General features: G+C 31.6%; 20 protein-coding genes and 3 pseudogenes. All 23 read right to left on the reverse strand.

All coding sequences use genetic code 11. The features are described 5' to 3' along the window. Positions 1-165 precede the first annotated feature (165 nt). The 23 genes and pseudogenes from murB to RCG18_RS05535 all read right to left on the reverse strand — a co-directional run bounded on the left by murB (position 166) and on the right by RCG18_RS05535 (position 26,161). Positions 166-1,092 (reverse strand): UDP-N-acetylmuramate dehydrogenase, encoded by a 927-nt coding sequence (murB, locus tag RCG18_RS05425; RefSeq protein ID WP_308040385.1) that lies wholly within the window; start codon positions 1,090-1,092, stop codon positions 166-168. Between the two features lie 61 nt (positions 1,093-1,153). Then, positions 1,154-1,885 carry a phosphatase gene (locus tag RCG18_RS05430; protein WP_308040386.1) on the reverse strand — a complete coding sequence of 244 codons (732 nt, stop codon included), beginning with the start codon at positions 1,883-1,885 and terminating at the stop codon, positions 1,154-1,156. A 12-nt stretch (positions 1,886-1,897) separates the two neighbouring features. Next, positions 1,898-3,763 (reverse strand): excinuclease ABC subunit UvrC, encoded by a 1,866-nt coding sequence (uvrC, locus tag RCG18_RS05435; protein WP_308040387.1) that lies wholly within the window; start codon positions 3,761-3,763, stop codon positions 1,898-1,900. A gap of 78 nt (positions 3,764-3,841) precedes the next feature. After that, positions 3,842-4,450, reverse strand: a complete 609-nt coding sequence (locus tag RCG18_RS05440) for a metal-dependent hydrolase (RefSeq protein WP_308040388.1) — start codon at positions 4,448-4,450, stop codon at positions 3,842-3,844. Between the two features lie 274 nt (positions 4,451-4,724). Next, a pseudogene (locus RCG18_RS05445) lies at positions 4,725-6,151 on the reverse strand (peptidoglycan D,D-transpeptidase FtsI family protein). A 2-nt stretch (positions 6,152-6,153) separates the two neighbouring features. After that, positions 6,154-7,356, reverse strand: coding sequence for an FtsW/RodA/SpoVE family cell cycle protein (locus RCG18_RS05450; protein ID WP_308040389.1), 1,203 nt, complete (start codon positions 7,354-7,356; stop codon positions 6,154-6,156). A 169-nt stretch (positions 7,357-7,525) separates the two neighbouring features. Continuing rightward, a complete protein-coding gene (locus tag RCG18_RS05455; protein WP_308040390.1) occupies positions 7,526-7,963 on the reverse strand; it encodes an FHA domain-containing protein in 438 nt (145 codons plus the stop codon). Positions 7,964-8,065: 102 nt separating this feature from the next. Then, entirely contained in the window at positions 8,066-10,888 is a 2,823-nt protein-coding gene (gene uvrA, locus RCG18_RS05460; RefSeq protein WP_308040392.1) for an excinuclease ABC subunit UvrA, read from the reverse strand. 49 nt (positions 10,889-10,937) lie between these two features. Next, positions 10,938-12,919: pseudogene (uvrB, locus tag RCG18_RS05465) on the reverse strand (excinuclease ABC subunit UvrB). 3 nt (positions 12,920-12,922) lie between these two features. Continuing rightward, on the reverse strand, positions 12,923-14,221 hold the full coding sequence (locus RCG18_RS05470; protein WP_308040393.1) for a PDZ domain-containing protein: 1,299 nt from the start codon (positions 14,219-14,221) through the stop codon (positions 12,923-12,925). 145 nt (positions 14,222-14,366) lie between these two features. Next, positions 14,367-15,529, reverse strand: a pseudogene (locus RCG18_RS05475) (S41 family peptidase). 153 nt (positions 15,530-15,682) lie between these two features. Further along, positions 15,683-16,573, reverse strand: a complete 891-nt coding sequence (gene ftsX, locus RCG18_RS05480) for a permease-like cell division protein FtsX (RefSeq protein ID WP_308040394.1) — start codon at positions 16,571-16,573, stop codon at positions 15,683-15,685. Continuing rightward, on the reverse strand, positions 16,563-17,249 hold the full coding sequence (gene ftsE / locus RCG18_RS05485) for a cell division ATP-binding protein FtsE (RefSeq protein ID WP_308040395.1): 687 nt from the start codon (positions 17,247-17,249) through the stop codon (positions 16,563-16,565). The genes ftsX and ftsE overlap by 11 nt, the downstream gene beginning before the upstream one ends. 289 nt (positions 17,250-17,538) lie before the next feature. After that, entirely contained in the window at positions 17,539-18,393 is an 855-nt protein-coding gene (locus tag RCG18_RS05490) for a YitT family protein (RefSeq protein ID WP_308040396.1), read from the reverse strand. 232 nt (positions 18,394-18,625) lie between these two features. Then, on the reverse strand, positions 18,626-19,567 hold the full coding sequence (locus RCG18_RS05495) for a transketolase family protein (protein WP_308040397.1): 942 nt from the start codon (positions 19,565-19,567) through the stop codon (positions 18,626-18,628). After that, positions 19,567-20,391, reverse strand: a complete 825-nt coding sequence (locus RCG18_RS05500; protein WP_308040398.1) for a transketolase — start codon at positions 20,389-20,391, stop codon at positions 19,567-19,569. The genes RCG18_RS05495 and RCG18_RS05500 overlap by 1 nt, the downstream gene beginning before the upstream one ends. A 213-nt stretch (positions 20,392-20,604) precedes the next feature. Further along, positions 20,605-20,955: a type II toxin-antitoxin system PemK/MazF family toxin gene (locus RCG18_RS05505; RefSeq protein WP_178906920.1), complete on the reverse strand. Its 351-nt coding sequence runs from the start codon at positions 20,953-20,955 to the stop codon at positions 20,605-20,607. After that, positions 20,915-21,235: a CopG family ribbon-helix-helix protein gene (locus RCG18_RS05510; RefSeq protein ID WP_211142708.1), complete on the reverse strand. Its 321-nt coding sequence runs from the start codon at positions 21,233-21,235 to the stop codon at positions 20,915-20,917. The genes RCG18_RS05505 and RCG18_RS05510 overlap by 41 nt, the downstream gene beginning before the upstream one ends. A gap of 522 nt (positions 21,236-21,757) precedes the next feature. After that, the gene (gene alr, locus RCG18_RS05515; RefSeq protein WP_308040399.1) at positions 21,758-22,918 is read right to left on the reverse strand and encodes an alanine racemase; all 1,161 of its coding nucleotides are present in this window, start codon (positions 22,916-22,918) and stop codon (positions 21,758-21,760) included. Between the two features lie 174 nt (positions 22,919-23,092). Next, positions 23,093-23,701: a germination lipoprotein GerS-related protein gene (locus tag RCG18_RS05520; RefSeq protein ID WP_308040400.1), complete on the reverse strand. Its 609-nt coding sequence runs from the start codon at positions 23,699-23,701 to the stop codon at positions 23,093-23,095. Positions 23,702-23,801: 100 nt separating this feature from the next. Then, a complete protein-coding gene (locus tag RCG18_RS05525) occupies positions 23,802-25,301 on the reverse strand; it encodes an NAD(P)H-hydrate dehydratase (protein ID WP_308040401.1) in 1,500 nt (499 codons plus the stop codon). After that, complete coding sequence (gene acpS / locus RCG18_RS05530) at positions 25,261-25,677, reverse strand: holo-ACP synthase (RefSeq protein WP_308040402.1); 417 nt, start codon at positions 25,675-25,677, stop codon at positions 25,261-25,263. The genes RCG18_RS05525 and acpS overlap by 41 nt, the downstream gene beginning before the upstream one ends. A 136-nt stretch (positions 25,678-25,813) precedes the next feature. Then, positions 25,814-26,161, reverse strand: coding sequence for a DUF6514 family protein (locus RCG18_RS05535; RefSeq protein WP_308040403.1), 348 nt, complete (start codon positions 26,159-26,161; stop codon positions 25,814-25,816). Positions 26,162-26,289 lie beyond the last annotated feature (128 nt).

Below are 26,289 nucleotides of genomic sequence, written 5' to 3' on the forward strand. Positions count from 1 at the left end.
GTTTCTAATGTTAAAATTGTATATTCCAAATACAATAATATACATTCATTTTATAATTATAACACAACAATTTATAAGAAGGAATAGAATATAAAATGGAGAATTTAACATCAAACTAGTGTTAAATTCTCCATTTTTCTATTTTGTAATCTCTACTTTAAATTCCTAAATATTACTGCAATCTTCTCCTATAATTCTTACCTCAGTATATAAATCTACATTAAACTTGTCTTTTACCTTATCCTGTACAAATTTAATCAAGTCTAAGATATCTTTGGCTGTAGCTTCCCCCTTGTTTATTATAAAACCAGAGTGTTTTGCAGAAACTTCAGCTCCACCAATACTTACTCCCTTTAAACCACTATCTTCTATAAGTTTAGCAGCAAAATATCCTTCAGGTCTTTTAAATGTACTTCCAGCAGATGGATACTCAAGTGGTTGCTTTTCACTTCTTCTTCTATTTAGATCATCTATTCTATCCTTTATTTTTTGATGCTCACCTTTCTGAAGCTTAAATGTAACCTCCAGAACAGTATATCCATGTTTAAGTATAGAGCTCATTCTATATCCTAGCTCTAGTTCCTCTTTATTCAGAACTGTTATGTTTCCATTGTTATCTATGATTTTAGCACTTTCTATAACATTTGCTATTTCTCCATTATAAGCACCTGCATTCATCGCAGCAGCTCCTCCAATGCTTCCTGGAATACCGCACGCGAATTCAAAACCTGTTAAACTATTTTCTAGCACCACATCTGAAACGTCTTTTAATTGCGCTCCACTTTGTGCAATTATTTTTTCACCTTCTATTTTTATATCATCTAATTTACATAATTTAATAATTGCACCTCGTATTCCACCATCTTTTACAAGTAAGTTAGTTCCATTTCCTATTATGTAGTATGGAACGTTATTTTCTCTACATAACTTTATAACATCTAATACTTGTTGAAAGCTTTTAGGCGTCACTAATACATCTACTGGACCTCCTACCTTAAAGGATGTATGGTTTTTCATTAGTGCATCTATTTCTATATTTTCATCATCTAATATATTAGTTAACTTTGTACTAAAATCCTTAAATTTATTCATGGCATATTCTCCTTGAAAATTAAAATTACGTATCATTTTTAGTATAATGTATGTACAATTCTTAATCAAGATTAATATCTTGAAGCTTTCCTTTTTTCTTTAAATATTTTATAAATTTAGCCTCATTAACATTCATTATGAGATCTTCAGCTATACCTACTTTTTTTAATACCTTCTCTGCCTTTGGAAATTTTCCTATTTGGAAACAAGTGTGTGCATCACTTCCTAATATTATATTAGTACTATGCTTTTTACATAACTCTGCTATTCTAAGACAGTTGTCCTCGCTACCTTCTCTTGAATTGAAGGAACCATTGTTTATCTCTATAAGAATGTCTTTATCTTTAGCCTTCTTTATCACTTCTTCTTCCCAAATAGGGAAAGCTGGATTACCAGGATGACCGATAATGTGTACATTTTCATTATTCATGATATTCAATAATGCCTGCGTATTTTCATCTTTATTGCCAGGCTTTATACATACATCGTGTAGACTAGCAATAATAACGTCTAGTCTTTTTTGTGTTTTATCTGGTATATCCAAATTTCCTTTAAAATCTAAGATATTTGCTTCACAACCTCTAAGAATTATCACTCCAAATAACTCTCTTGGTAATACTTTTAGATTATTAAAATAGAATATATGTGGTCCACCCGGCATCTTAGGCCCGTGATCTGTAGTTGCTAAAATTTTAATTCCATTATTAGATGCCTCTTTTACATTTTCCAGCCATGTAGTATAGGCATGGCCACTAGCCACAGTATGAGTGTGTGCATCTAAAACATATTTCATTAAGTTACCTCCCTAATTTTGGCTCTTAAAATAGTCTATGATACTTTGAGCCGCCTTTTTATCTATAGAATGTGTATCAATTAATTCATCAAAAGTTGCTTTTTTTATGCTATCTATACTTCCAAATTTCTTTAGAAGCTCTTTTCTTCTTTTTTCTCCTATACCAGGAATATCCTCCAATATGGAATGAAGCACTCTCTTATTTCTTAAACTTCTGTGATATGTTATGGCAAACCTATGCACCTCATCCTGTATCCTTGTAACTAACCTCATAACATTAGAATGCATGCTTAATGAAAGCTCTTCATTATTATATATTAAACCCCTTGTATTATGTTTATCGTCCTTTACCATCCCGCATACAGGTATACTAATATTAAAGCTCTTTAATACATCTAAGGCAATATTCACCTGTCCTCTTCCTCCATCCATTAATATTAAATCTGGAAAAATACAGAACTTGCCTGAACTTAAATCTAATTGTCTCTCTTGTATACCCTTTATTTCTTCTAGTCCATGCTGAAATCTTCTGGCTAAAATTTCTCTCATGCTATCATAATCATTTGCACCTTTTACTGTATTTATTTTAAATCTTCTATAGTCACTATTTTTAGCTCTACCTTCTTCAAAAACAACCATAGTTCCAACAGAGTCCACTCCCTGTATATTTGAAATATCATATGCCTCTATCCTGTGAGGAATATCCTCTAAATTAAGTATATCGGAAATCTCCTTTAAAGATGTCTTGTAAAGTTCTTTTTCCTGAATAATTTTTAATTTAAAATGTTCTAATGTCATCTTTGCATTTTTTTCTACAAGATTAATAGTATCTTTTTTTTCACCCTTTTGAGGTATTTTAATAATTACCTTTGAACCTCGCTTCATTCCCAGCCATTCCTGTAAAAGATCTTGGTCCTCAATAACTGGAACATATATTGTCTTTGGAATATATGCTGTACCTCCATAAAATTCTTTTATGAAGGTAGAAACAACTTCCTTCTTGTCTGCATCAACAGTATTTTCTATAATAAAATGCTCTCTGCCAGTTATTTTACCACCTCTTAAGAAAAACACTTGAACGCAGCTATCTTTTTCATCATTATATATATTTATAAAGTCTTCATCCTCAAAATTTCCTGTAATTATCTTCTGCTTTTCCGTAATTTTTCCCACAGCTAAAAGCTTATCTCTTAAAGCAGCTGCCTTTTCAAATTCTAGATTTTCAGAAGCCTGCTCCATTTCTTCTTTTAAGGATTTTAATATATTTTTGTCTCTTCCTGATAATAAGTCTATTATATCAGAAACTATCTTACCATAGTCCTTTTTACTGATATGCCCACCACAAGGCGCATTGCACAAGCCTATATGATAATTAAGGCATGGTCTTGTTTTTTCTCCATCCTCTTTTATAGATTTTTTGCAGTTTCTCACAGGAAATATCTTCTTGAGTAGCTCTATTGTTTCATAGACAGCAGAAGTATCTGTATAAGGCCCAAAATACTTAGCTCCATCTTTGGCTAACATTCTAGTTGTAAATACTCTTGGAAAATCTTCATTTGTTGTTATCTTTATAAATGGGTAATGTTTATCATCCTTAAGTAGAATATTATATCTTGGTCTGTATTTCTTAATTAAATTACATTCTAGTATAAGTGCTTCCATTTCTGAATCTGTTACTATATATTCAAATTCAGATATATTTTTCACCATAGCCTTAACTTTTTCTGAATGATTTTTTGAACTTTGAAAGTACTGTCTAACTCTATTTTTTAATACCTTAGCTTTTCCAACATATATGATTTCCCCTAAGGAATTTTTCATTAAATATACTCCAGGTTTGTCTGGCAAAACCTTTAATTGATATTCAAAATCAAACACATAATCACTCCTATTAGGCATATTCAAATAAATATACTGTCATACTAACTTGTTATTCATTTGAATATGCCTTAATTCTTATTTACAAAAAATCATCGGAATCTTATATATTGCAAATAGAAGTCCAAATATTGCAAGCAATTCTTCTATAGTAGTTCCAAGCCTCGAATTTGTCTTATATGTAACAGGAAATTTTACTTTTTTACTTCTAAAAGGATATAGAAGAGGAACTCCCCTATTAGTTGTCATATCACATAATAAATGCATGCCATATCCTATCATGAAATAATATACTAAAAAATGTATGTTGTACATATTTCCTATGTATCCTGCAATAAATGAGAAAATAATCATTCCTGAAAGACTATGAGTTAACCCATTTCTGTGCGAGGATATTGCAATTATTATAAAAGATATTCCCACTGCTTTCATAATAGGTTCTTTTGCATAAAGATAATCATACCATAATATTACTACGCCAATACACATATAAAGAATAATTTTAGTTGCTTTATTTTTAAAGGGAAGTATATACTTATTTATAATGCTTTTAGGGTGGTCAATATCTGGCAATATGGATGCCAAAATTACCACTATAATGCCAATGTAATTAGACTTTTCCGGTAAGCTGTTGTAAAGTGATAAGAAAGTGACTACTCCAATCCCAGCATGAGTTTTACCCTTCATAATTACTCCTCTTAAAAATAATCTAATACAAACTTTAGACATATTTATACTAAATTATTTTTATATCTCGATTATTGTCTATATTATATCACTAAAGCTTTAATAATTTTACTTTTTACAACAAAAAATTTCCCGGGAAAATATACAATGTAAAAAAATAAAATGTCAGTAGAAATTTTCCTATATCTACCGACATTTTATTTGCTAATTTACCAAATTAATCCATTTACTTGAATATATTATAGTGGTAAATGAAAAATTAAAGAAATATATATTATTTTCTTAATGCCGTTCTCATCACTTCAGATGCTATTCTAGCTGCAGCTTTACCACCTTGACCTCCATCTTCCACAATTACTGCTACTGCTACTTGTGGATCATTATAAGGAGCGAAACCTATAAACCATGAATGAGGTGGAGCATCTTTTCCTTCATATTGGTGATCTGCTGTTCCTGTTTTTCCGCCAACCTCAATACCCTCTATAGCTGCATTAACACCAGTTCCTTCCTGAACAACAGACTTCATAAAGTCTTTCATAGTATTTGCCGTATCAGTAGAAATAATCTGACCTAATGATTCAGGTTGAATATCCTTAACTAACTGTCCTTTACTTGTAACAATGTCTTTTACTAGATATGGTTTCATCATTATTCCGCTATTAGCTATAGTACTTGTAATTACTGCCATCTGAAGTGGGCTGGCAAGGTCACTACTTTGCCCTATAGCACTTTGAGCAATACTTCCTTTTTCATTCTTTTTCAATGTAGGAAATTTGCTAGCTTCAACCGGAATACCATCTGCTGGTATTTCCTTATTTAAATAGAACTTTTCTGCAGTTTGTTTTAGTTTATCATTACCAAGCTCTAAACCTAGAGTTCCAAATACCACATTACTTGAGTGTGTGTAAGCATCTCTAAAACTTAAATTTCCTAATACTTCACCATTAAAATTATGAAGTGAGTAATCCTTAGCAATATACAGACTTCCATTATCCTCAAATGTTCTATTCTTTATTCCTGGAATATTTTCTAACGCACTTATAGCAGTTATTGTTTTAAATGTAGACCCTGGTGGATATAATCCTGCAGATGCTCTATTTATTAGAGGAAAATTCTTATCTTTATTAATATCAGCCCAAATCTCTTGTAAATTATTAGGGTTGAAAGATGGCTTAGATACCATTGCCAATATCTCTCCAGTTCTAGGATTTAATGCAACTACCGCACCCTTGTTATCACCTAGTAAATCATATGCTTTTTTTTGTGTTTCAAAATCAAGCGTTGTTTTTAAGTTATTACCAATTTTCTCTTCTGTTTTTCCCTTACTTAGTAATAAGCTTTTTATGTTATCTTTAATATCTGTAGACATAAGCTCTTCATCGTATTTCCTCTCAAGTCCTGTTATTCCATATTTTATATCTACATATCCCAATACATGTGCGAACAATTCTCCACCTGTGTATTCTCTTTTTGCGTTTCATTATTAATTCTTTCACTCTTAGTAAGAGGTTTGTCATTCCTATCGTAAATAGTTCCTCTTAACACTTCATTTCTTTTAACCCACAATCTTTTATTGTATGGACTATTTACTATTTTAGGTCCTACTATTATTTCAAAATAAGTTATATAAGATATTAACCCTATAAAACATATCAAGAAAATTATAAGAACTTTTTTTATACTATTTGATATATCGTTCATATTTATCTACCCTCTTCTGATATCTTTTGGATTATACCTAATGAAAAAAACGTAATAAGCATAGAGCTTCCTCCGTAACTCACTAAAGGCAGTGTTATACCTGTAAGAGGTATTGCATTCATAACTCCACCAACTATAACAAGTACTTGTGACGCTATCATAGCACTATATCCAACTGCAAGTAATCTTGAAAACTTATCTTCCACGTAAACCGCTGCCCTCATGCATCTATAGAAAAGCAAGAAATACAATATTATTATCCCGAAACCTATAAGTATTCCAAGCTCTTCACATAAAACAGCAAAGATAAAGTCTGTGGTGTTAACTGGCACATATTCTGGGTGTCCGAGTCCTAATCCAGTACCAGTTAATCCTCCTGAAGCTATTGAAAACATCGATTGTACTACCTGATAGCTTTTTCCAGTAGCATAAGGCCACGGATTCATCCATATTAAAACTCTTGTTTTCACATGGTCAAATAGTCTATAACTTACAACCGCGCCTACAGTAAATAATCCGATACAGGTAGCTACATAGCTAAACTTCGATGTAGTTATATAAAGCATTGTTATTGATATTCCAAAGAATATTAACGCAGAACCAAGATCCTTTTGTAGCACCATGAACCCTAAAGACACCATTACTACTATCCCAGGAATTATGAGGTCTTTAAAATTTTCATAATCCTTTAGCTCAGAAGCTAAATAGGCTACTAAAAATAACTTTCCAAACTCAGAAGGCTGAAAACTGTATCCCCCTATTACAATCCAATTCTTAGAACCATTTATTTCTGTTCCCATTAACATAGCCATACTCATAAATATCAAAGTACATACTAAATAAGCATATTTATACTTACTAAAGCTCTTTAAATCTGGCAGCAATACAACTATTAATATAAATCCTGTTACTCCTATAGCAAACCAAATTATTTGCTTTATTGAATTCGCTGTATTAATTCTATAGATCATAACCATTCCTATAACGGATAGTATGCTAGAAAAAATAAATATATATTTATCACCATCTGAAAAAAACTTTCTTATTATTATATATGAATATCCTATAAGCAAACATGTAACTATAGCCATAATCATAGCCCCTTTATCAACGGGTTGTTTAAGTATGGCTAGGTTAAGAAAACACACTAAACACAAAAGATATGTGTATCTTAAAAGTTTTTTCTCATCTCTACTCGTGTCCAAAATAATCACCACCACATCATAAAATTTCAAACAGGTCATCTAAAAAATAATAGCTAGAGATGGCTAAATAGCCAAAAGTGAAAAAACCTAGGAACTTAAAGTATAAGTTCCTATGCTTTTCACTTTTATCATAATATACTATATAACTTTATACTTAAATATACATTCATCATCCTATAACCCTAAAAGATGTATTACCAATTTTAATTTCATCACCAGAATTTAGATATTCTCTACCCTCAACTTTTAAACCATTCAACAATGTACCATTAGTACTTCTTAAATCTTCTATTATACAATCATTATTCTTTATATATATTCTTGCATGATGCCCTGAAGCATACTGGTCGTCCAATACAAGTAAATTATCGTTTTTTCGTCCCACCGTTATCTCGCTCTGGATTGGAATAACCCCACCTCTTCTTAAATTTGCATTATTTCCAGGCTCTATTATCTCAAGTCCAAAGGATTTTCTGTTACCTGTTCTTGCTCTTCTTCCTCCATTTTTTATATCTTTATACATTATTCTTAATGCAAAGAAAATTATAATATAAATTATTGCTATAATTATAATTTTAAAGACTAAACTTAATTTGCTCAGATCCATATAACCACCTTCTTGTAAATTTATTAAACAAAGTTTTCCTTACTACCCATTAACATATCAAAAGACTAGCATCAGTAAAGGGTTATGCTAGTCTTATATAGATTATAACATCTTTTTTAAATATTGTCCCGTATAAGAATGGCTATTTTCTGATATTTCCTCTGGAGTACCTGTGCATAAAATAGTTCCTCCCTTTTCCCCTCCTTCTGGCCCTAAATCAATAATATAATCAGCACATTTTATTACATCAAGATTATGCTCTATAACAACTACAGTGTTCCCTGTTTCAACAATTCTTTGAAGAATGCTTATAAGTCTATTTACATCATCTATATGAAGACCAGTAGTAGGCTCATCCAAAATATATAAAGTTTTTCCTGTACTTCTTTTAGATAACTCATAGGCCAGCTTAATTCTTTGAGCCTCTCCACCAGATAGCTGAGTTGAAGGCTGCCCTAGTCTTATATATCCTAACCCTACATCCATAAGTGTTTGTATCTTATTCTTTATTCTAGGTATATTTTCAAAGAACTCTAATGCTTCCTCAACTGTCATATTTAAAACATCATCTATAGTCTTACCTTTATATTTTACCTCAAGAGTCTCTCTATTATATCTTTTTCCTTTACAAACTTCGCAAGGAACATATACATCAGATAAAAACTGCATTTCTATCTTTATTATTCCATCTCCGCTACAAGCCTCACATCTTCCACCTTTAACATTAAAACTGAATCTACCAGGCTTATAACCTCTCACCTTAGCTTCTGAAGTGTTTGCAAAAACTTCTCTTATAATATCAAATACGCCAGTATAAGTAGCTGGATTGGATCTAGGTGTTCTTCCTATAGGACTTTGGTCTATGTTTATTATTTTATCTATATTCTCTACACCTAAGATATCTTTATGACTACCTGGATTATCCTTTGAATTATTAATTCTTTTATTCATTCCCTTAAATAGCACTTCATTTACAAGGGTACTTTTACCTGATCCGGATACACCAGTAACACAGGTCAGTATTCCTAAAGGGAAGTCAGCATTTACATTTTTAAGGTTATTTTCTTTGGCGCCCTTAACAGCTATATGCTTTCCATTTCCTTTTCTTCTCTCTGAAGGCATCTCAATTTTTTTCTTACCACTTAAGTATTGTCCAGTTATTGACTCTTCATTTTTCATTATCTCATCAATAGTGCCTGCAGCTATGATTCTTCCGCCATGCTCCCCGGCTCCTGGTCCTATATCCACAATGAAATCTGCTTCTTTCATAGTATCTTCATCATGTTCAACTACAACTAATGTATTGCCTATATCTCTTAGATGTTTCAGTGTGGAAATAAGTCTATCATTATCTCTCTGATGCAATCCTATACTTGGCTCATCTAATATATATAATACTCCAACTAAACTAGAACCTATCTGTGTTGCCAGTCTAATTCTTTGAGATTCCCCTCCTGACAGAGTTCCAGCCGTTCTTGATAATGTTAGGTAATCTAATCCAACATCTATTAAAAACTTTAATCTGCTTTTTATTTCCTTTAATATTTGATCACTGATTATTGCTTCTTTTTCGGATAAAATAATCTCATCTAAGAACTTTAACTCATCTCTTATAGACATTGTACAAAATTGAAAAATATTTTTGTCACCAACTGTAATAGCTAAAACTTCTGGTTTAAGTCTTGCTCCTTTACATTTTGGACATGGTTTATTACTCATATAATTTTCAACTTCGCTTTTAATATAATCTGAGTTTGTTTCTAAGTATCTTCTTTTCAAATTATTAACTACACCTTCAAAAGAGTGATTAAATTCCATTACTCCATTTTCTCTAGCATAGTTAACTTTGATTTTTTCTCCCTTCAAGCCGTATAATAATATCTCAACAACCTCAGGGTTTAATTTTTCTATAGGAGTATCTAGTTTAAATTTATATTCTTTAGAAAGAGCTTTTAGTATACTAAAAGTCCAGGAATCCTCTTTTAAACTTCCACTGCCCCAAGCTGCAACAGCACCATCAAGTATGCTCTTGCTTTTATCAGGTATTACTAAATCCGGGTCTATCTCCATAAGCGTACCAAGACCATCACAGCTGTCACATTTTCCAAAAGGGGCATTAAAAGAAAACATTCTTGGTTCAATTTCACCTATACTGATGCCACAGTCTGGGCAGGAAAATTTCTCACTGAATAGTACATCTTCTTTACCGATTACATTTACAATAACCAATCCTTCAGCAAGCTTTAAAGCAGTCTCAAGTGAATCTGCCAATCTACTTCTTATATCTGGTTTTACTATTAATCTATCAACAACAACTTCAATAGTATGTTTTATGTTTTTTTCAAGCTTTATTTCCTCTTCTTCTAAATCAATAGTTTCCCCATCTATTCTTGCTCTTACAAATCCGTTCTTTCTTATATTTTCTAGTATTTTTACATGCTCACCTTTTCTTCCCTTTATAACAGGAGCAAGTATTTGAATTTTGGTTCTCTCAGGCATAGATAATACCCTGTCTACCATTTGATCAACGGTTTGTTGAGTTATTTCTTTGCCACACTTTGGACAATGTGGAATTCCTATTCTTGCATATAATAGTCTTAGATAATCATATATCTCAGTAACAGTACCAACGGTAGAACGCGGATTTCTACTTGTAGTTTTCTGATCAATAGAAATTGCCGGTGATAATCCTTCTATATACTCAACGTCTGGCTTGTTCATTTGTCCCAAAAATTGCCTTGCATAAGCGGACAGAGATTCAACATAACGTCTCTGCCCTTCTGCATACAGAGTATCAAATGCCAAAGATGACTTTCCAGAACCAGAAAGTCCAGTAAATACAATTAATTTATCTCTTGGTATTTCTAAGTCAACATTTTTTAAGTTGTGGACTTTAGCACCCTTTATTACTATGCTATTTCTCATTAGCTTTATTTACACACTCCTTAATATTTTTTATAATTAGTAAACACTCTTAATTTTTCTTTTGCTTTTTAAGTTTAAATATAATATCACGTAGTTTTGCTGCCTGCTCAAATTGAAGATTTTTAGCTGCATCTTTCATATCTTTTTCGTACTTCTCTATAAGTTGATCTATACTTTCATTATTGGCTTGAATAGCCTCTTCTAAACTATCGTATTCCACTTTTTCTTCTGAAATAGTTGTTGCTTCTATAACTTCTCTAATGTCCTTAATAATAGTTTTAGGTGTTATATTATGCTTTTCATTATATTCCATTTGTATCTTTCTTCTTCTATTTGTCTCCGAAATAGCTTTTCCCATAGAATCTGTTATTCTATCTGCATACATTACAACCTTACTATCTGCATTTCTTGCTGCTCTTCCTATAGTTTGTATAAGAGATCTTTCAGATCTTAAAAACCCTTCCTTATCTGCATCAAGTATAGATACTAAAGCCACCTCTGGAATATCCAGCCCTTCTCTCAATAAATTTATACCAATTAATACGTCAAACTCACCTTTTCTTAAATCTCTTATTATCTTCATTCTCTCTATTGTATCTATACCTGAATGAAGATATCTACTCTTAACATTCATTTCCTTGAAGTAATCTGTTAAGTCTTCTGCCATCTTTTTAGTAAGAGTGGTTACAAGCACTCTGTATCCTCTACTTATTGTCTCGTTTATGCTGGCATATAGATCATCTATTTGCCCCTTTATAGGTTTAACAATAATCTCCGGATCCAACAATCCAGTTGGCCTTATTATTTGTTCAACCACATTTGTAGAATGATCTAGCTCGTATTGCGCTGGGGTAGCACTTACAAATAAAACCTGGTTCAACTTACCTTCAAACTCTTGAAATTGCAAAGGTCTATTATCGAATGCAGAGGGAAGCCTAAAGCCATATTCAACTAAAGATTCTTTTCTCGACTTATCTCCTGCATACATTGCCTTTACTTGAGGTAATGTGACATGACTTTCATCTATAAATAAAAGGTAGTCATCAGGAAAATAATCTATAAGCGTCTGAGGCGGAGTTCCTTTAGCTCTTCCATCTAGTATTCTTGAATAATTTTCAATACCGCTGCAGTATCCTACCTCTCTCATCATTTCTATGTCAAAATTAGTTCTTTGCTTTAGTCTTTGCGCTTCTAACAGCTTGTCTTGTGCCGTAAGTTCTTTTAAACGCTCTTCCAATTCTATTTCAATTTTGTTTATTGCTACTTCAAGTCTATCTCTTGAAGTAGCAAAGTGTGATGCCGGAGATATTAATATATGTTTTGTTGTTCCTATTATTTCACCGGTTAGAACGTCAAACTCTCTTATTTTTTCAATTTCATCTCCAAAAATTCTACTCTTACTCCCTTATTCGTTGATGAAGCTGGAAATATATCTAAAACATCTCCCTTGACCCTAAAAGTACCTCTTACAAAGTTTATTTCATTTCTTTCGTATTGTATTTCAACTAGTTTCTTTAGAACTTCATCCCTATCTTTAGTCATTCCTTGTCTCAGTGATAATGTAAGGTTTTTATACTCCTCAGGATTACCTAGTCCATATATACATGATACGGAAGCCACAACAATCACATCTCTTCTCTCTAGTAATGCTGATGTAGCCGAGTGTCTCAATCTATCTATTTCATCATTTATAGAAGCATCCTTCTCAATGTATGTGTCTGTTTGTGCTACATACGCCTCTGGTTGATAATAGTCATAATATGAAACAAAATATTCAACACAGTTTTCCGGGAAAAACTCCCTAAATTCTGAGCAAAGCTGAGCTGCTAAGGTTTTATTATGGGCCAGAACTAATGTGGGTTTTTGAACCTTCTCAATTATATTTGCCATAGTAAAAGTTTTCCCTGATCCTGTTACTCCGAGAAGTGTTTGAAACTTTTCTCCATCTAATATCTTATTAGATAAATTGTTTATTGCACTAGGCTGATCCCCTGTAGGTTTAAATTTAGAATGTATCTTAAAAACACTCATTCTTTATTCATCCTCATCCTTATCTTTGTTTTTTATTTTATCTAGTATTTCACCAAATCTAGTCTCATCAAGCTTTACAACCATACTGTCCTTTGGAACTCCTCTAGGTACAAACACTATCCCTAGTCTTTTATTGTCATTTAATTTGTTATAACTTACCTGTTCAAACTTTCCTGTAACCTTCTTCACTTTAAACCATATAAAGTTTGAGCATTCTCTTATAGCTTCAGCTATTTTTTCCTCATTTTCAATTTTTTTATTATTAACTTCAACTAATAGATCTCCACATTTAATTCCCATTTCATTAGCCGGAGAGTTTGGCGCAACTGCTAATACCATTATTCCATCTTCTCCGCTGATAAATTTAGGATCTCCTTTAACTTCTACATATCTTTGGAATGCTATAATAGCTTCGTGTGCTGCTGGAGCAAATATTACTACTAAAAATTTAAGTGGTAAATTTAAAACTGCAGCTTGGGCTAACCCAAATAAAGCAATACTATATACTATCATTAGAGAACCTGACATTAGCGTCTTCGACCCTTTATCCTTAGTAAAAGTTATACTATTGTATCCTACCATACCATAAAAGGGAATAAGCGCTACTACTGCATCCTTTAAAATCTCAGCTGGTATGGAGCTTTTTACCAACGGCCACCAAGTGGGAAGTGGTACTTGCCAGGTTGTACTCATGGCAGTGTTATTATGAAGCATAAAAAATATTGCTATGGGTAATGCCCAATATCTTTGAAAAGCAAAACCACCTATTATCTTTTCGTCCCTGCTGGTAAAAACCGGTATAGCTCCTGTTCTTCCATCTATAATTATAAGTATTCCTTCTACAAAGTGAAGAACCGCAATTAGAGTCATAAGTGATACTACATCTATTTTTAAAAAATCCAAATTAGGCATATTAAATGTGCTTGAAACTAAACTTAACATTAAGCTAGTAAAAGCAAGAGCTGCACCTGAATAAGCAAAACAAATAAATCTTGGATTAAAAAACATAAATATTATAGACATTAAGAATATTAAATCCACTGATGAGCTTTCATCAAACACTATTCCTAAATAAGACATTATAACGCTAGCAAGAGTCCCTGCAAATATTCCAATAACTATTTGAGATATAGTAAGCTCGAAGGGAGTATTTACTCTTTCCCCAATTATCATCCTCTGCATTATAGTGGTTTTTTTATTTTTTCTGTAGAGAATAAAAAATAAAATAATCAAAAAAGTAACTAGATATGGTTCCGTCAACGCATAAGCTACAGCTCTTAAAGTAGACATCAAAATATTCATTCAAAAAATTTCCCCTCTCCGTAAAGTGAAACTTGCGCCAAATAAAGATTTATCTTATCTGACGCGCAAGCAATGAAGTTAGACAGAATTATTCTGTCTAACTTTAAAATTGAAATATTATATAAAAACGTAAACCAAATATAACCTATTTAATTTTGCCTTTTGCTATCTCAAGTGCCTTTGCAAATTGAGGATCCTGGCTTCTGTCATACGGTTTTTGTCTAAGTTCATCTGGATATTTCACCTCTATATCAGGTTTTATCCCTGTGTGATGTATATTTTCACCATTGGGTGTGTAATATTTTGAAACAGTAACTTTAAGAGCTGTTCCTTCACCAGTATCTAGAATAGTTTGAACTACTCCTTTACCAAAAGTTTTTTCTCCTACTAAAGTTCCAATTTTATAATCTCTTACAGCACCTGAAAATATTTCCGAAGCACTTGCTGTGCCTCCATTAGTAAGTATAGTTACAGGTAAGCCTTCAGCCACTCCACCTTTAGATTTATATTCCTTTTTATTTTTATATTTATCTATGGTAGAAACTATAACCTTATCCTTAGGAACGAAATTAGAGACCATATCCACACATTCATCAAGTAGCCCACCTGGATTACCTCTTAAATCTATTATTAGTGATTTCATCCCCTTCGATTGAAGGTCTTGTAATTTATTTGTAAAGTTCTTTGCTGTATTTTCATCAAACATTGTAACCTGCATATATCCTATGTTGCTATCTATCATTTCGCCTTTTACTGTAGCTAAATTTATCTTCGCCCTTTTAAGCTTTACATCAAAGGTTCCCTTAGACTCCCTATATAATGTCAATGTAACCTCTGTTCCATCTTGACCTTTCATTAAAGTTACTGCTTTATCCAGCTCTTTACCAGTTACATCTGTTCCATTTACTTTTTCAATTATATCTTTTGGAAGTATTCCCCCTTTTTTGCTGGAGAATCTTCAAAAACATCAGCTACAACTATATTGTCATCCTTAGCCTGAACTTGAAGGCCAACACCACTGTAGTTTCCTTCTGTCTGAACGTTAAATTCATCATATTCCTTCTTGTTCATAAATACAGTATAGGGATCTTTTAAAGCAGATGTCATTCCTTTAATAGCTCCTTCTACTAAATCTGCATCATTAATATTTCCATCATAATATTTATACAAGTCGTTTCTTACTTCAAACAATTTTCCAAACTTTCCTGATTGATTTGATATGTAAGCTTTAGTACCAAACAATGTAATCGTATTAGTAATAAGTAGTGCTGCCACTGTACCTGAAATCCACTTTTTTTTACTATTCAAATTTTCCACCTCTTTGCTTTAAACCTTATACTCTATAGTATTTATATAAACCTTAAATAATTATAACATTAAAAAAAATAAATTTGTAAATTTATTTGTAAAATTTTAATAAAATGAGCATGCAGCTAAATGCTGCATGCTTTTTAAATGAGACTAAACTGCTAAGAATTTTCTTATTGACATAATACTTCCTAAGGAACCTATTACTATGCCTGATACTAAAAACAATCCTAAAATAGTAGTTAAAACATACTGCGGAGAAACTAATTGAATCATCATTAGCCCTGTTGATGCTTTAACATATGCCATTTTATAAGCATAATATAAAGCTAAATCTGCAACTGCTCCTCCTACAATTCCTATAATCATACCTTCAATTATAAACGGCCATCTTATAAACCAATCTGTGGCTCCAATATATTTCATTATTCCTATTTCACGTCTTCTGGAATAAAGTGTTAACTTAATAGTGTTTCCTATTAAAAACAATGAAACTCCTATTAGCACTATAAATATAATACTTCCAACCCACTTTATTGTTCTTGTTATAGCTAAAAGTTTATCTACAACTTCTCTTCCATCTTTTATTGTATCTATACCTTCTAATCCTTTAATGCCATTAACAACAGCTGATACAACCTCTGGCTTTTGAACCTTAATTACATATGAATTAGGCATAGGGTTGTCTTTTTCAAGCCCATCTACAAGGCTTTTATTTTGATCTCCTAATTGTTTTTTAAATTTATCCATAGCTTGAGCCTTACTTTCGTATGTAACCTCAACGACTCCATCAACAGCTTTTATTTTTTTCTCTAATTCACTTTGCTGCTTTGTCGTAATATTATCTTTTAGGAACACCTTAACCTCAACTTTTGATTCAACTTCTAGTATCCCTTGTTTAACATTTAATATAGTAAGAAGAAATATACCTAGAATAAATAATGTAGCTGCAACAGTTGCTGCTGATGCCGTACTTATAGTTTTGTTTCTTCTTAAACTTTTTAATGAATCTTGTATAAAAAACTTTATTGTACTAATCCTCATATCCGTAAGCCCCCCTTTGCTCGTCTCTTACAATTATTCCTTTTTCAACGGCTATAACTCTTTTTCTCATGTTATCAACTATGTCTTTAGCATGAGTGGCCATAAGAATGGTTGTACCTGCATGGTTTATGTCATTTAATGTTTCCATTATATCCATTGCTGTTTCTGGGTCTAGGTTTCCAGTAGGCTCGTCCGCAATTAATATAGCTGGATTATTAACTATCGCCCTGGCTAATGATACTCTTTGTTGTTCCCCACCTGATAACTCATGAGGGAATGCTTTATATTTATTTGCTAGTCCAACTAATGAAAGAACCATAGGAACTTTTTTTCTTATTTCTCTTAAAGGAGCTTCTACTACTCTCATTGCGAAAGCTACATTCTCATATACATTTAGAGTAGGTATTAACCTAAAATCCTGAAAAACTACTCCTATCTTTCTTCTATAGTAAGGTATTTCTTTTCTTTTTAAGTTAGTTATATCTAAATCATTTATTACTATATTCCCATTTGTAGGTTGGACTTCTTTCAAAAGCATCTTTATAAAAGTAGACTTACCTGCTCCACTTGGCCCAACTAAAAATACGAATTCACCTTTTTCTATTTTTACATTTATGTTTGATAAAGCAAACACATTATTGTTATATACTTTACTCACATTTTTAAATTCTATCATCAGAACATCTCCTTATATATATAAGCTTTCGATTTTTTTCACGTAACTATGTTCATTATAACATAATAAGACATGAAATAAATATTATATTCTATTAAATTATTATTAACAGCAAAAAAAGCACATGTAATTGAGTTATATTCAACCGCATATGCCATATATATGTATTAACAGACACTTAAGGCATCTTCAAAAAAGTAACTAGTCAGTATGCTAGTCTATTTTGCGTCATACTGCGTCTGCAGAACCCTTAGATAGTGCCGACTATCTAAGGGTTCTGTTTTATTGTTTAATGATCTGATACAATGTCCTTAAAGCCTTCTCCTAAAACTTCATGTGCATCACTTACCGTAATAAATGCTTTTGCGTCAATTTCTTTTATATAATTTCTCAATTTTACAAGTTCTTTTCTTCCTAGCACAGTATAAAGAATATATGTATCTTCTTTAGTATACCCCCCTCTACCATGTAGAATAGTACAACCTCGTTCCAACTCTTCTATTATGAATTTACTTATTATATCGTTTTTTGTGCTTATAACCATTATTTGTTTTGAGACGTTGAGTCCTTCTATAACCATATCTATTACAAACCCATTTATAATAACAGCTAACAGAGCATACATACCTGCATCAGCACCAAAAGAAAAAGCTGCAAAAATTGTTATAATAAAGTCTACTATCAAAAGTGACTTTCCTATATCTAAATGTAAAAACTTATTAAGTATTTTTGCCAGTATATCAGTTCCACCGGTAGAGGCATTTTGATTAAGCACTATTCCTAGCCCTATTCCAGATATAAAAGTGCCAAATATAGATGCCAACATTAGGTTTCTTGTGATTGCTATGTTTGGAGTCATAATTCTATCCATAATCCATATTGTCCCCGAAAGACTTAAACTTGTGTAAATAGTTTTAGCACCAAACTGATTCCCTATAACAATAAATGCAACTACGAATAATATTGCATCCATAATTAGCATTAAAAGGCCTATAGGAAGACTGGGAATAAAATAATTTATTATTATTGCTGCTCCAGAAATTCCACCTGCTGCAATTTTATTTGGTGCTAAAAAAAACTTTATACCTATTGCAACTAATAAAATACCTATTGTAATTAAAGTATATTCCTTAATAGTTCTCATATTTCCGACCCCGCTACTATAATAAAATTTAAAAGTTGAAAAATCTTACTAAAGCTAATTATTCCCTATTTTTAAATTTTATATTAGGAATCTGCAAGAAAATAGCAAGTTAAAGATGCGACGTATATTTTGTGCCAGACAAGGAAGCAGGTTCCGCAGATAGTGAACCCTATCTAAAGAAAAACGATGATATAAATTACTATATCATCGTTTAAATTCAATTATTATTGAGTTATTTTAGAGTAAGACCTTTCTTAACAGCTTTAACAATATCATCAGCAGTTAATCCATATGCCTTTAGAAGTTCTGCTGGTTTTCCGCTTTCTCCAAAAGTATCCTTAACACCTACTCTTACTACTGGTGTAGGTTGATTTTCGCTTAAGACTTCACAAACAGCAGATCCTAATCCACCTATTATGCTATGTTCTTCTGCAGTTATAACTACTCCTGTTTCTCTCGCAGCCTTTATAATTGCTTCTTTATCTATAGGTTTTATAGTATGTATGTTTATAACCTTAACTTTTATTCCTTCTTCTGCTAATGTGTTATATGCTTCTAGTGCCGCATCTACCATTATTCCAGTTGCAATAATTGCAGCATCTTTTCCTTCTCTTAATGTTATAGCTTTACCTATTTCAAACTTGTATTCTGAATTATCATTGATAACAGGTACTCCAGATCTTCCAAGTCTTACATAGCAAGGTCCTTTATATTCAGTTATTGCCCTAATTGCAGCTTCTGTTTCTACAGCATCACTTGGACTTATAACTGTCATGTTTGGTAAACTTCTCATTAGTGATATATCTTCAATTGATTGGTGTGATGCACCATCTTCTCCTACTGTAATTCCTGCATGCGTAGCACATATCTTTACATTTAATTCAGGATAACAAATTGAATTTCTTATTTGCTCAAAAGCTCTACCACTAGCAAATACAGCAAAAGTACTTACAAAAGGTATCTTATCACAAGTAGACATACCAGCAGCTACAGTAACCATATTACCTTCTGCTATTCCCATATTTATAAATCTTTCTGGACAAACTTTCTTAAAATCAGCTGTCTTAGTTGACTTAGATAAATCTGCATCAAATACAACTATTTTTTCATTTTCTTGACCTAATTTTGCTAAAGCCTTTCCATATGCTTCTCTTGTTGCTATTTTGTTAGCCATTATTCTTCACCTCCGAGTTCATCTAAAGCTTTTTTGCATTGTTCTGCACTTGGTGCATTTCCGTGCCAACCTGCTTCATTTTCCATGAAGGATACACCTTTACCCTTCACAGTTTTACAAACTATTACTGTTGGTTTTTCTTTTACAGTTTTTGCTGCCTCAATTGCATTAATTAATTGCTCAATATTATGGCCATCTACCTCTGCAACATTCCATCTAAAAGCTCTAAATTTATCAGCAATTGGTTCTGCCGACATTACTTCTTGAATAGGACCATCTATTTGAAGTCCATTATAATCAATAAATGCTATTAAATTATCTAATTTATAATGAGCGGCTGACATAGCAGCTTCCCAAACTTGACCTTCTTCTAATTCACCATCACCTAATAGTGCAAAAACTCTATAGTCTTTTTTATCTATTTTTCCCGCTAACGCCATTCCAACTGCTGCTGAAATACCTTGACCTAATGAACCAGTGGACATATCTACTCCTGGAACTTCATTCATGTTTGGATGTCCTTGAAGTATTGAGCCAAGCTTTCTAAGTTTTTTTAATTCTTCTGCATCAAAAAATCCTCTTCTAGCAAGTGCACTATATAGTACTGGAGCAGCGTGTCCTTTAGAAAGAACAAATCTATCCCTATCTAAATCCCTTGCTTTTTCAGGATCTATGTTCATTTGATTAAAATATAAAGTAGTTAAAATTTCTGTCGCTGATAAGGAACCACCAGGGTGACCTGAACTTGACTCTGTTAACATTTTTATAATATCTTTTCTAATTACGTTTGCTACTTGCTTGAGCTCCTCTAAGTTCTTTTTCACAATCTCAACCTCCTATAATAAAGCTTACGTTTAAAAAATTCTTCTACTATTTTACCACAAAAAACTTTTTTATATATAATAAAGGCGGCAAAATTTTTGCAACCTTTCATTTTATCCTATTTCTACTTAGCTACATATATATATATGCGAGTATATATATGATACTAATGCTAATAAAAAAACACGACAAATTGTCGTGTTTAAATATATTATTTACTGTAAACCTACGCTTATTAAAAGCGCCTCATCTACTTTTCTCATATCGTCATCGGTCATATGACCTATTTTCTCTTTTAATCTTCTTTTATCTAAAGTTCTTATTTGTTCAAGCAAAACTACAGAATCTTTATTAAGTCCATAAGCCTCTGATGAAATTTCAACATGTGTTGGTAGTTTTGCCTTATTTATCTGTGAAGTAATTGCTGCTACTATAACAGTAGGGCTATATTTGTTACCAACATCATTTTGAATAATGATTACTGGCCTTATTCCACCCTGTTCTGAACCCACTACTGGGCTTAAGTCAGCATAAAATATATCTCCTCTTTTCACTATAGTGGTCATCAGCTAAATCACACTCCGAAAGCTTCGCTTCATATTCTTTAAATTCTTTCATGTCACTTGCAAAGCCCATTTCTGCAAACTCAAGATTGAGTTGAGCCATTTCTTTATATCCTTTTTCCATTTGTTCTATAATATTTAACCTTTTTTTCTCTTTAATATATAATATGATAGCTTCCCTAATAAATTCACTTCTTTTTTTGCAATCTTCCTCAAGTGCCTTATTAAATTCATTGTATAGTGTTTCTGAGAGGTTTACCACTAATCTCTTTGAATTTGACATATAAAAATTAATACCTCCTATTAACCTAAGCGAAAGATATGTACACACAAATTATAATCCTAAAACTGTCAGCATGTCAAAGAAATTATCCGTAATTTCACCATTTTTCTACTTGTACTTTTACACATAATTTCTTATTTTTACAAGTTCATTATGTATATTGCCATATGTATCTTAGCTTATTATGTGTCTCGCATTATAATTAATAGTTAAAATGTAAATTCAAGTATATTTTATCATAAAAATTAATTTGAAAACTACTTTTTAAGATTAGTTTAAAATAATATATTAGTATATTATACAAAGCATTAATTTTATATACATCATTTATGACAATTGACAATAGGAGATATACAGCTAACAAATATTAAATGAAACTCCTTCTCCCTTCGTCGAATGAGTACACAGAGTGTAAGCGACTATCGCCAAATCAAAGATTCGGGATATCTGCTTAACCGATTCGCACAAAATCATAGATTTTGGCTCTCTGCTTAATTATTAGCTGTATATGTTTTATTTTACTTATACGTAATTTTTTATCTTTATTATCTGTCCATTTTCTATATAAACTCTTGGAACCCTTTTGCTTACCATACATATTACTTCATAATTTATAGTTCCTAAAATAGCTGCCATATCATCAGCATTGAACTTTAAGTTTCCGTCACTACCCATAAGTATAATCTCATCTCCTACTTTTACATCGCCTACATCAGTGACATCTATCATACACTGATCCATACATATATTACCAACTACTGGTGCAAATTTACCGTTAATTATTACCTTTGCTTTTCCCGACATCATTCTAGTATATCCATCAGCATATCCAATAGGTAACGTAGCAATTATGCTCTTTCTCTCAGTTCTAAATTTTCTTCCATATCCAATATACTCACCTTTCTCTAATGTCTTTACATGCACAACATTTGCTTTCCATGTCATAACAGGCTTTATGCTTAATTGATTTTTATCTACTTCGTTCGAAGGATAGTATCCATACAATATTATTCCTGGCCTTGTCCCGTCGTAATGAGTTTCTGGAAGTTCCATTATAGCTGCGCTATTAGCTATATCTCTCATATTTATTTTTATATTCTTGCCGATTAATTTTTCATAAAACCAATTGTATTTCTCAAACTGCATATTTGAGTAGCTCTTATCAGCTTCATCAGCAGTACAAAAATGAGAGAATAATCCTTCTATTTCTATATTAGGCAACTTGCTTATTTTATGTATTTCCTCAACACTTTCCTCGCTTGGTAAAAATCCTATTCTTCCCATGCCAGTATCTATAACTATATGAATTTTAATTGTCTTTCCTTTAGATTGAGCTATATTAGACAAGGTTAAAGCATACTCATAGGAAGAAACTGCTGGTTCGATATCATATTTTATCAAATCATCTGATAGAGTTTCAGGAGTAAGTCCCAAGATCATTATAGGACACTTAATACCACTTTTTCTTAATTCTACACCTTCGGTTAAAACAGCTACTGCAAGTCTTGTAGCTCCGTTTTGTAAAAGTATTGGTGCTACTTCGACAGCCCCATGTCCATAAGCATCCGCTTTTACAACTCCAATTAGTTCCTTGCTTTTAACTTTTTCTCTAATCTGCCTGATATTATACACAAGGTTGTCTAAATTAATTTCTGCCCATACAGGCCTAAAGTCTCTAAACATGTTATTACCCCCCACGTTTTTATTTACGATAAAGTAGCTAATAAATTATAATTGAACTTTTCCCCTACGAGTTAATTATACATTATTTTTAATAATTATATAATTGTGATTTTAAAAAATTTTTATTTTATTCAAAATAATGTGACACAAAATTTCTACAGGTTAAAATTCTAATTATGTTATTTCAAATAAGTCTTTCTGCAACTCTGGGTTAGCTTTAAAATCAGAATATTCTATATCTATCTTTTTATTGCCCTTAGAATCATATATAATAACGTGCTTAGGAAGACTATTGTGCTTATTTATATATAGCTCAGCTTTACTAATATTTTTATTATTACCAGGTATGTCCAAGTGCACAATCTGATACTCTTCATTGCCTATTTTCTTTGATGAATTTTTCACCACTTCATTTGTATATATCATTCCAATATACTCCCCAATAAAACTTAACTTAAATAAACTATCAAAGTCTTTCTCTGTTTCATATTTTAATCCACTTTGCAAATCTTTAACTAGTATTTTATTGTCTTTATATACCATCAGCCGATTTTTGTCTAGTTCAAATCTATATCCATATCTTTTATCATAAAATTGTTTTCCAGTATAATTTATAATTTGTTTATCATTTTCTATTTTCATATTTACATCACAACTATAGCTGTCCAAATTTTTTAGATAATCAATATTCTTTTCTGTATCGTCAGTTTTTTTGCCACAGCTTGTGAGCATTATTATAAAGATAAAAACAAGAATAGTTATCAATAATGACTTTTTCTTCATCTTAATCCCCCTGAATTATATTCTCCTAGGACCTATTTCCCATTATTAATACTATTCTTTTATTTCTTTTTATATTCTTATACCTTTTATTAATTTAAAATTAACATTGTATTTCTTTTATTGAAAAAGGAATATCTTCTAATATATGACTAGCATTCACACAAAACATATTCTTAGAAAGTTTTTCACCAGAATAACCATGTATAAACGCTGCAATGCAAGCAGCTGATATAGATTTATAACCTTGCCCAATAAATGATGCTATCATTCCAGTAAGACAATCACCCATTCCACCTGATGCCATAGAGCTATTTCCTGTTGGATTTATAATTGTTTTTTCTCCATCTGTTATTATAGTATTATATCCTTTAAGAAGTACTATTACATTATTTTCCTTCGCAAATTTTTTAGATATCTCCATTCTATTTTCTTTTATATAATCAATTGACAAACCTGTTATTCTAGACATTTCTCCCAAATGAGGAGTTATAATAATTTTCGACTTTTTATTTTTTAGTATATCAAGTCTATCTTTTAATACATTTATCCCATCAGCATCTATGACTATAGGACAACTAGCATTATTAATAATAGTACTTAGTAAATTAAATGTTGCCTCATTATCTCCCATGCCAGGACCTATTGCAATAGCATCACTTTTTTCTATTACTTCACTTAATTTGTCCTCTTCATCAAAAGAAATGGTCATAGCCTCTACAAGCTTAGATCTCAAAGTTTCTCTAATCTCACTATCACAACACAATGTTACTAATCCAGCTCCACTTCTAACCGCTCCCTGTGTACATATATATGCAGCTCCAGTATATCCACTAGAACCTGCAACAACTAGTACTCTACCATAGTCTCCTTTATAAGAGTACTTATCTCTTACTTGCATATTGCTTCTTATCATATTTTCGTCCATAATAAATTCATTATTATGAAACTTGCTTATTGCTACCTCAGGAATACCTATCTCCTCTATAACTACTTCTCCTGTTAACTTATCTGTTCCATAATTTAAAAAACCATTCTTATACAATTGAAAGGAAATAGTTTTATCTGCTTTAATACAATTGCCAAGTATTTTTCCCTTATTTCCATCAAGTCCAGAAGGTATATCGATAGATACAATATATTTACTATTTTCATTAATTATAGATATGACAGAATCAAATATTCCTTCAACTTTCCTAGAAAGTCCTGTGCCAAAAAGGGCATCTATTGTTACCTGGCTTCGTTCTATTGAGTCTCTTAAGTCATTAATATCTTCAAAATTAGTAACCTTATTAATACTTACACCTATTTTTTTTAATATGTCATAGTTTGTTTTACAATCTTGACTCATTCCTTCTCTATTGCCAACTAAAAACACTTCAACTTTCTTATTTAAAATGTGTAGGTGTCTTGCTACTGCAAATCCATCACCACCGTTGTTTCCCTTTGTACATACTACACAAAAAGAGTGATGTTTATCAAGTTCTAAGTTTTTAATAATCTTTAATGCTGCATTTTCCATCAATAAAATTCCTGGAATCCTAAATTCATTTATACAGTAGTTATCTATCTCCTTCATTATTTCTGAAGTTGCAATCCTCAAGTTTATCAACCTCCATTACTGCATATGCTATAGCATTATCAATACCATGAGATATGCTTACATGAATTTTATAATCACCATATTTTTGAGCCATTAACTTAGCCTTACCTTTTAGCACCACTAAAGGTTTTCCCGCAGTAGTTCTGTCGATTTCTATGTCCTTGAATTCAAATCCACTAAAGCCGGTTCCCAAAGCTTTAGCTACAGCCTCTTTTGCCGCAAATCTACCTGCCACAAACTCTGGTCTCAAGTTTCTGCTTTTAAGATATTCTATTTCATTCTTACTAAACATCCTATCTATAAAATTAGCATGCTTACTTATAGCTTCTTTGATTCTTCTAATTTCAACGATATCAACCCCAACTCCTAGAATCAAAATATCACCCCCATATTAATAATAAATTATACTTTTCTATTTTAAAAGTTGCAAGTAGCTGTATAATCAGTTGTTAAAAGAAAAAAAGAGGATTTTTTCCTCTTCTGATTATAATAATTGCCTATTGTCTTTTATTTTAATATGCTATATCTTTTATTCCTTTATCAAAGTCTACTATATATTCATCAATATAATCACCAAGAACATCAATCAAATGAATTGGTGATACATTATTGTCATACAGTAATTTCAATAGATTATGTACCTTATGTCTTTCTGGACTTATGCTTTTCACACAATCTCTTTCTATATTTACTAACTTTCCATCTACAAGGTCTTGTCTCTCGATCTCAATTCCATATGATTGTACCTCTATGGTATCTACTCCATATGTTATGCTAATGTTACCTTTTAATAATCTGTAGAGATAAACATATTTTACATCGTCTCTACTTTCTGTTCTTATTAAATTTTCTACTACCATAGTGCTGTTCCCCCCATAATTAACTTCATGATTATCTTAACATACTGAATAAAAGAAATATGTCATTTCATGATAAGGTTAATTACAACTTATCTCTTTTATATGACATCAAAAAGCTTGTAACATCA

This window comes from Clostridium sp. OS1-26 (genome assembly GCF_030915445.1).
Classification (GTDB): domain Bacteria; phylum Bacillota; class Clostridia; order Clostridiales; family Clostridiaceae; genus Clostridium_AM.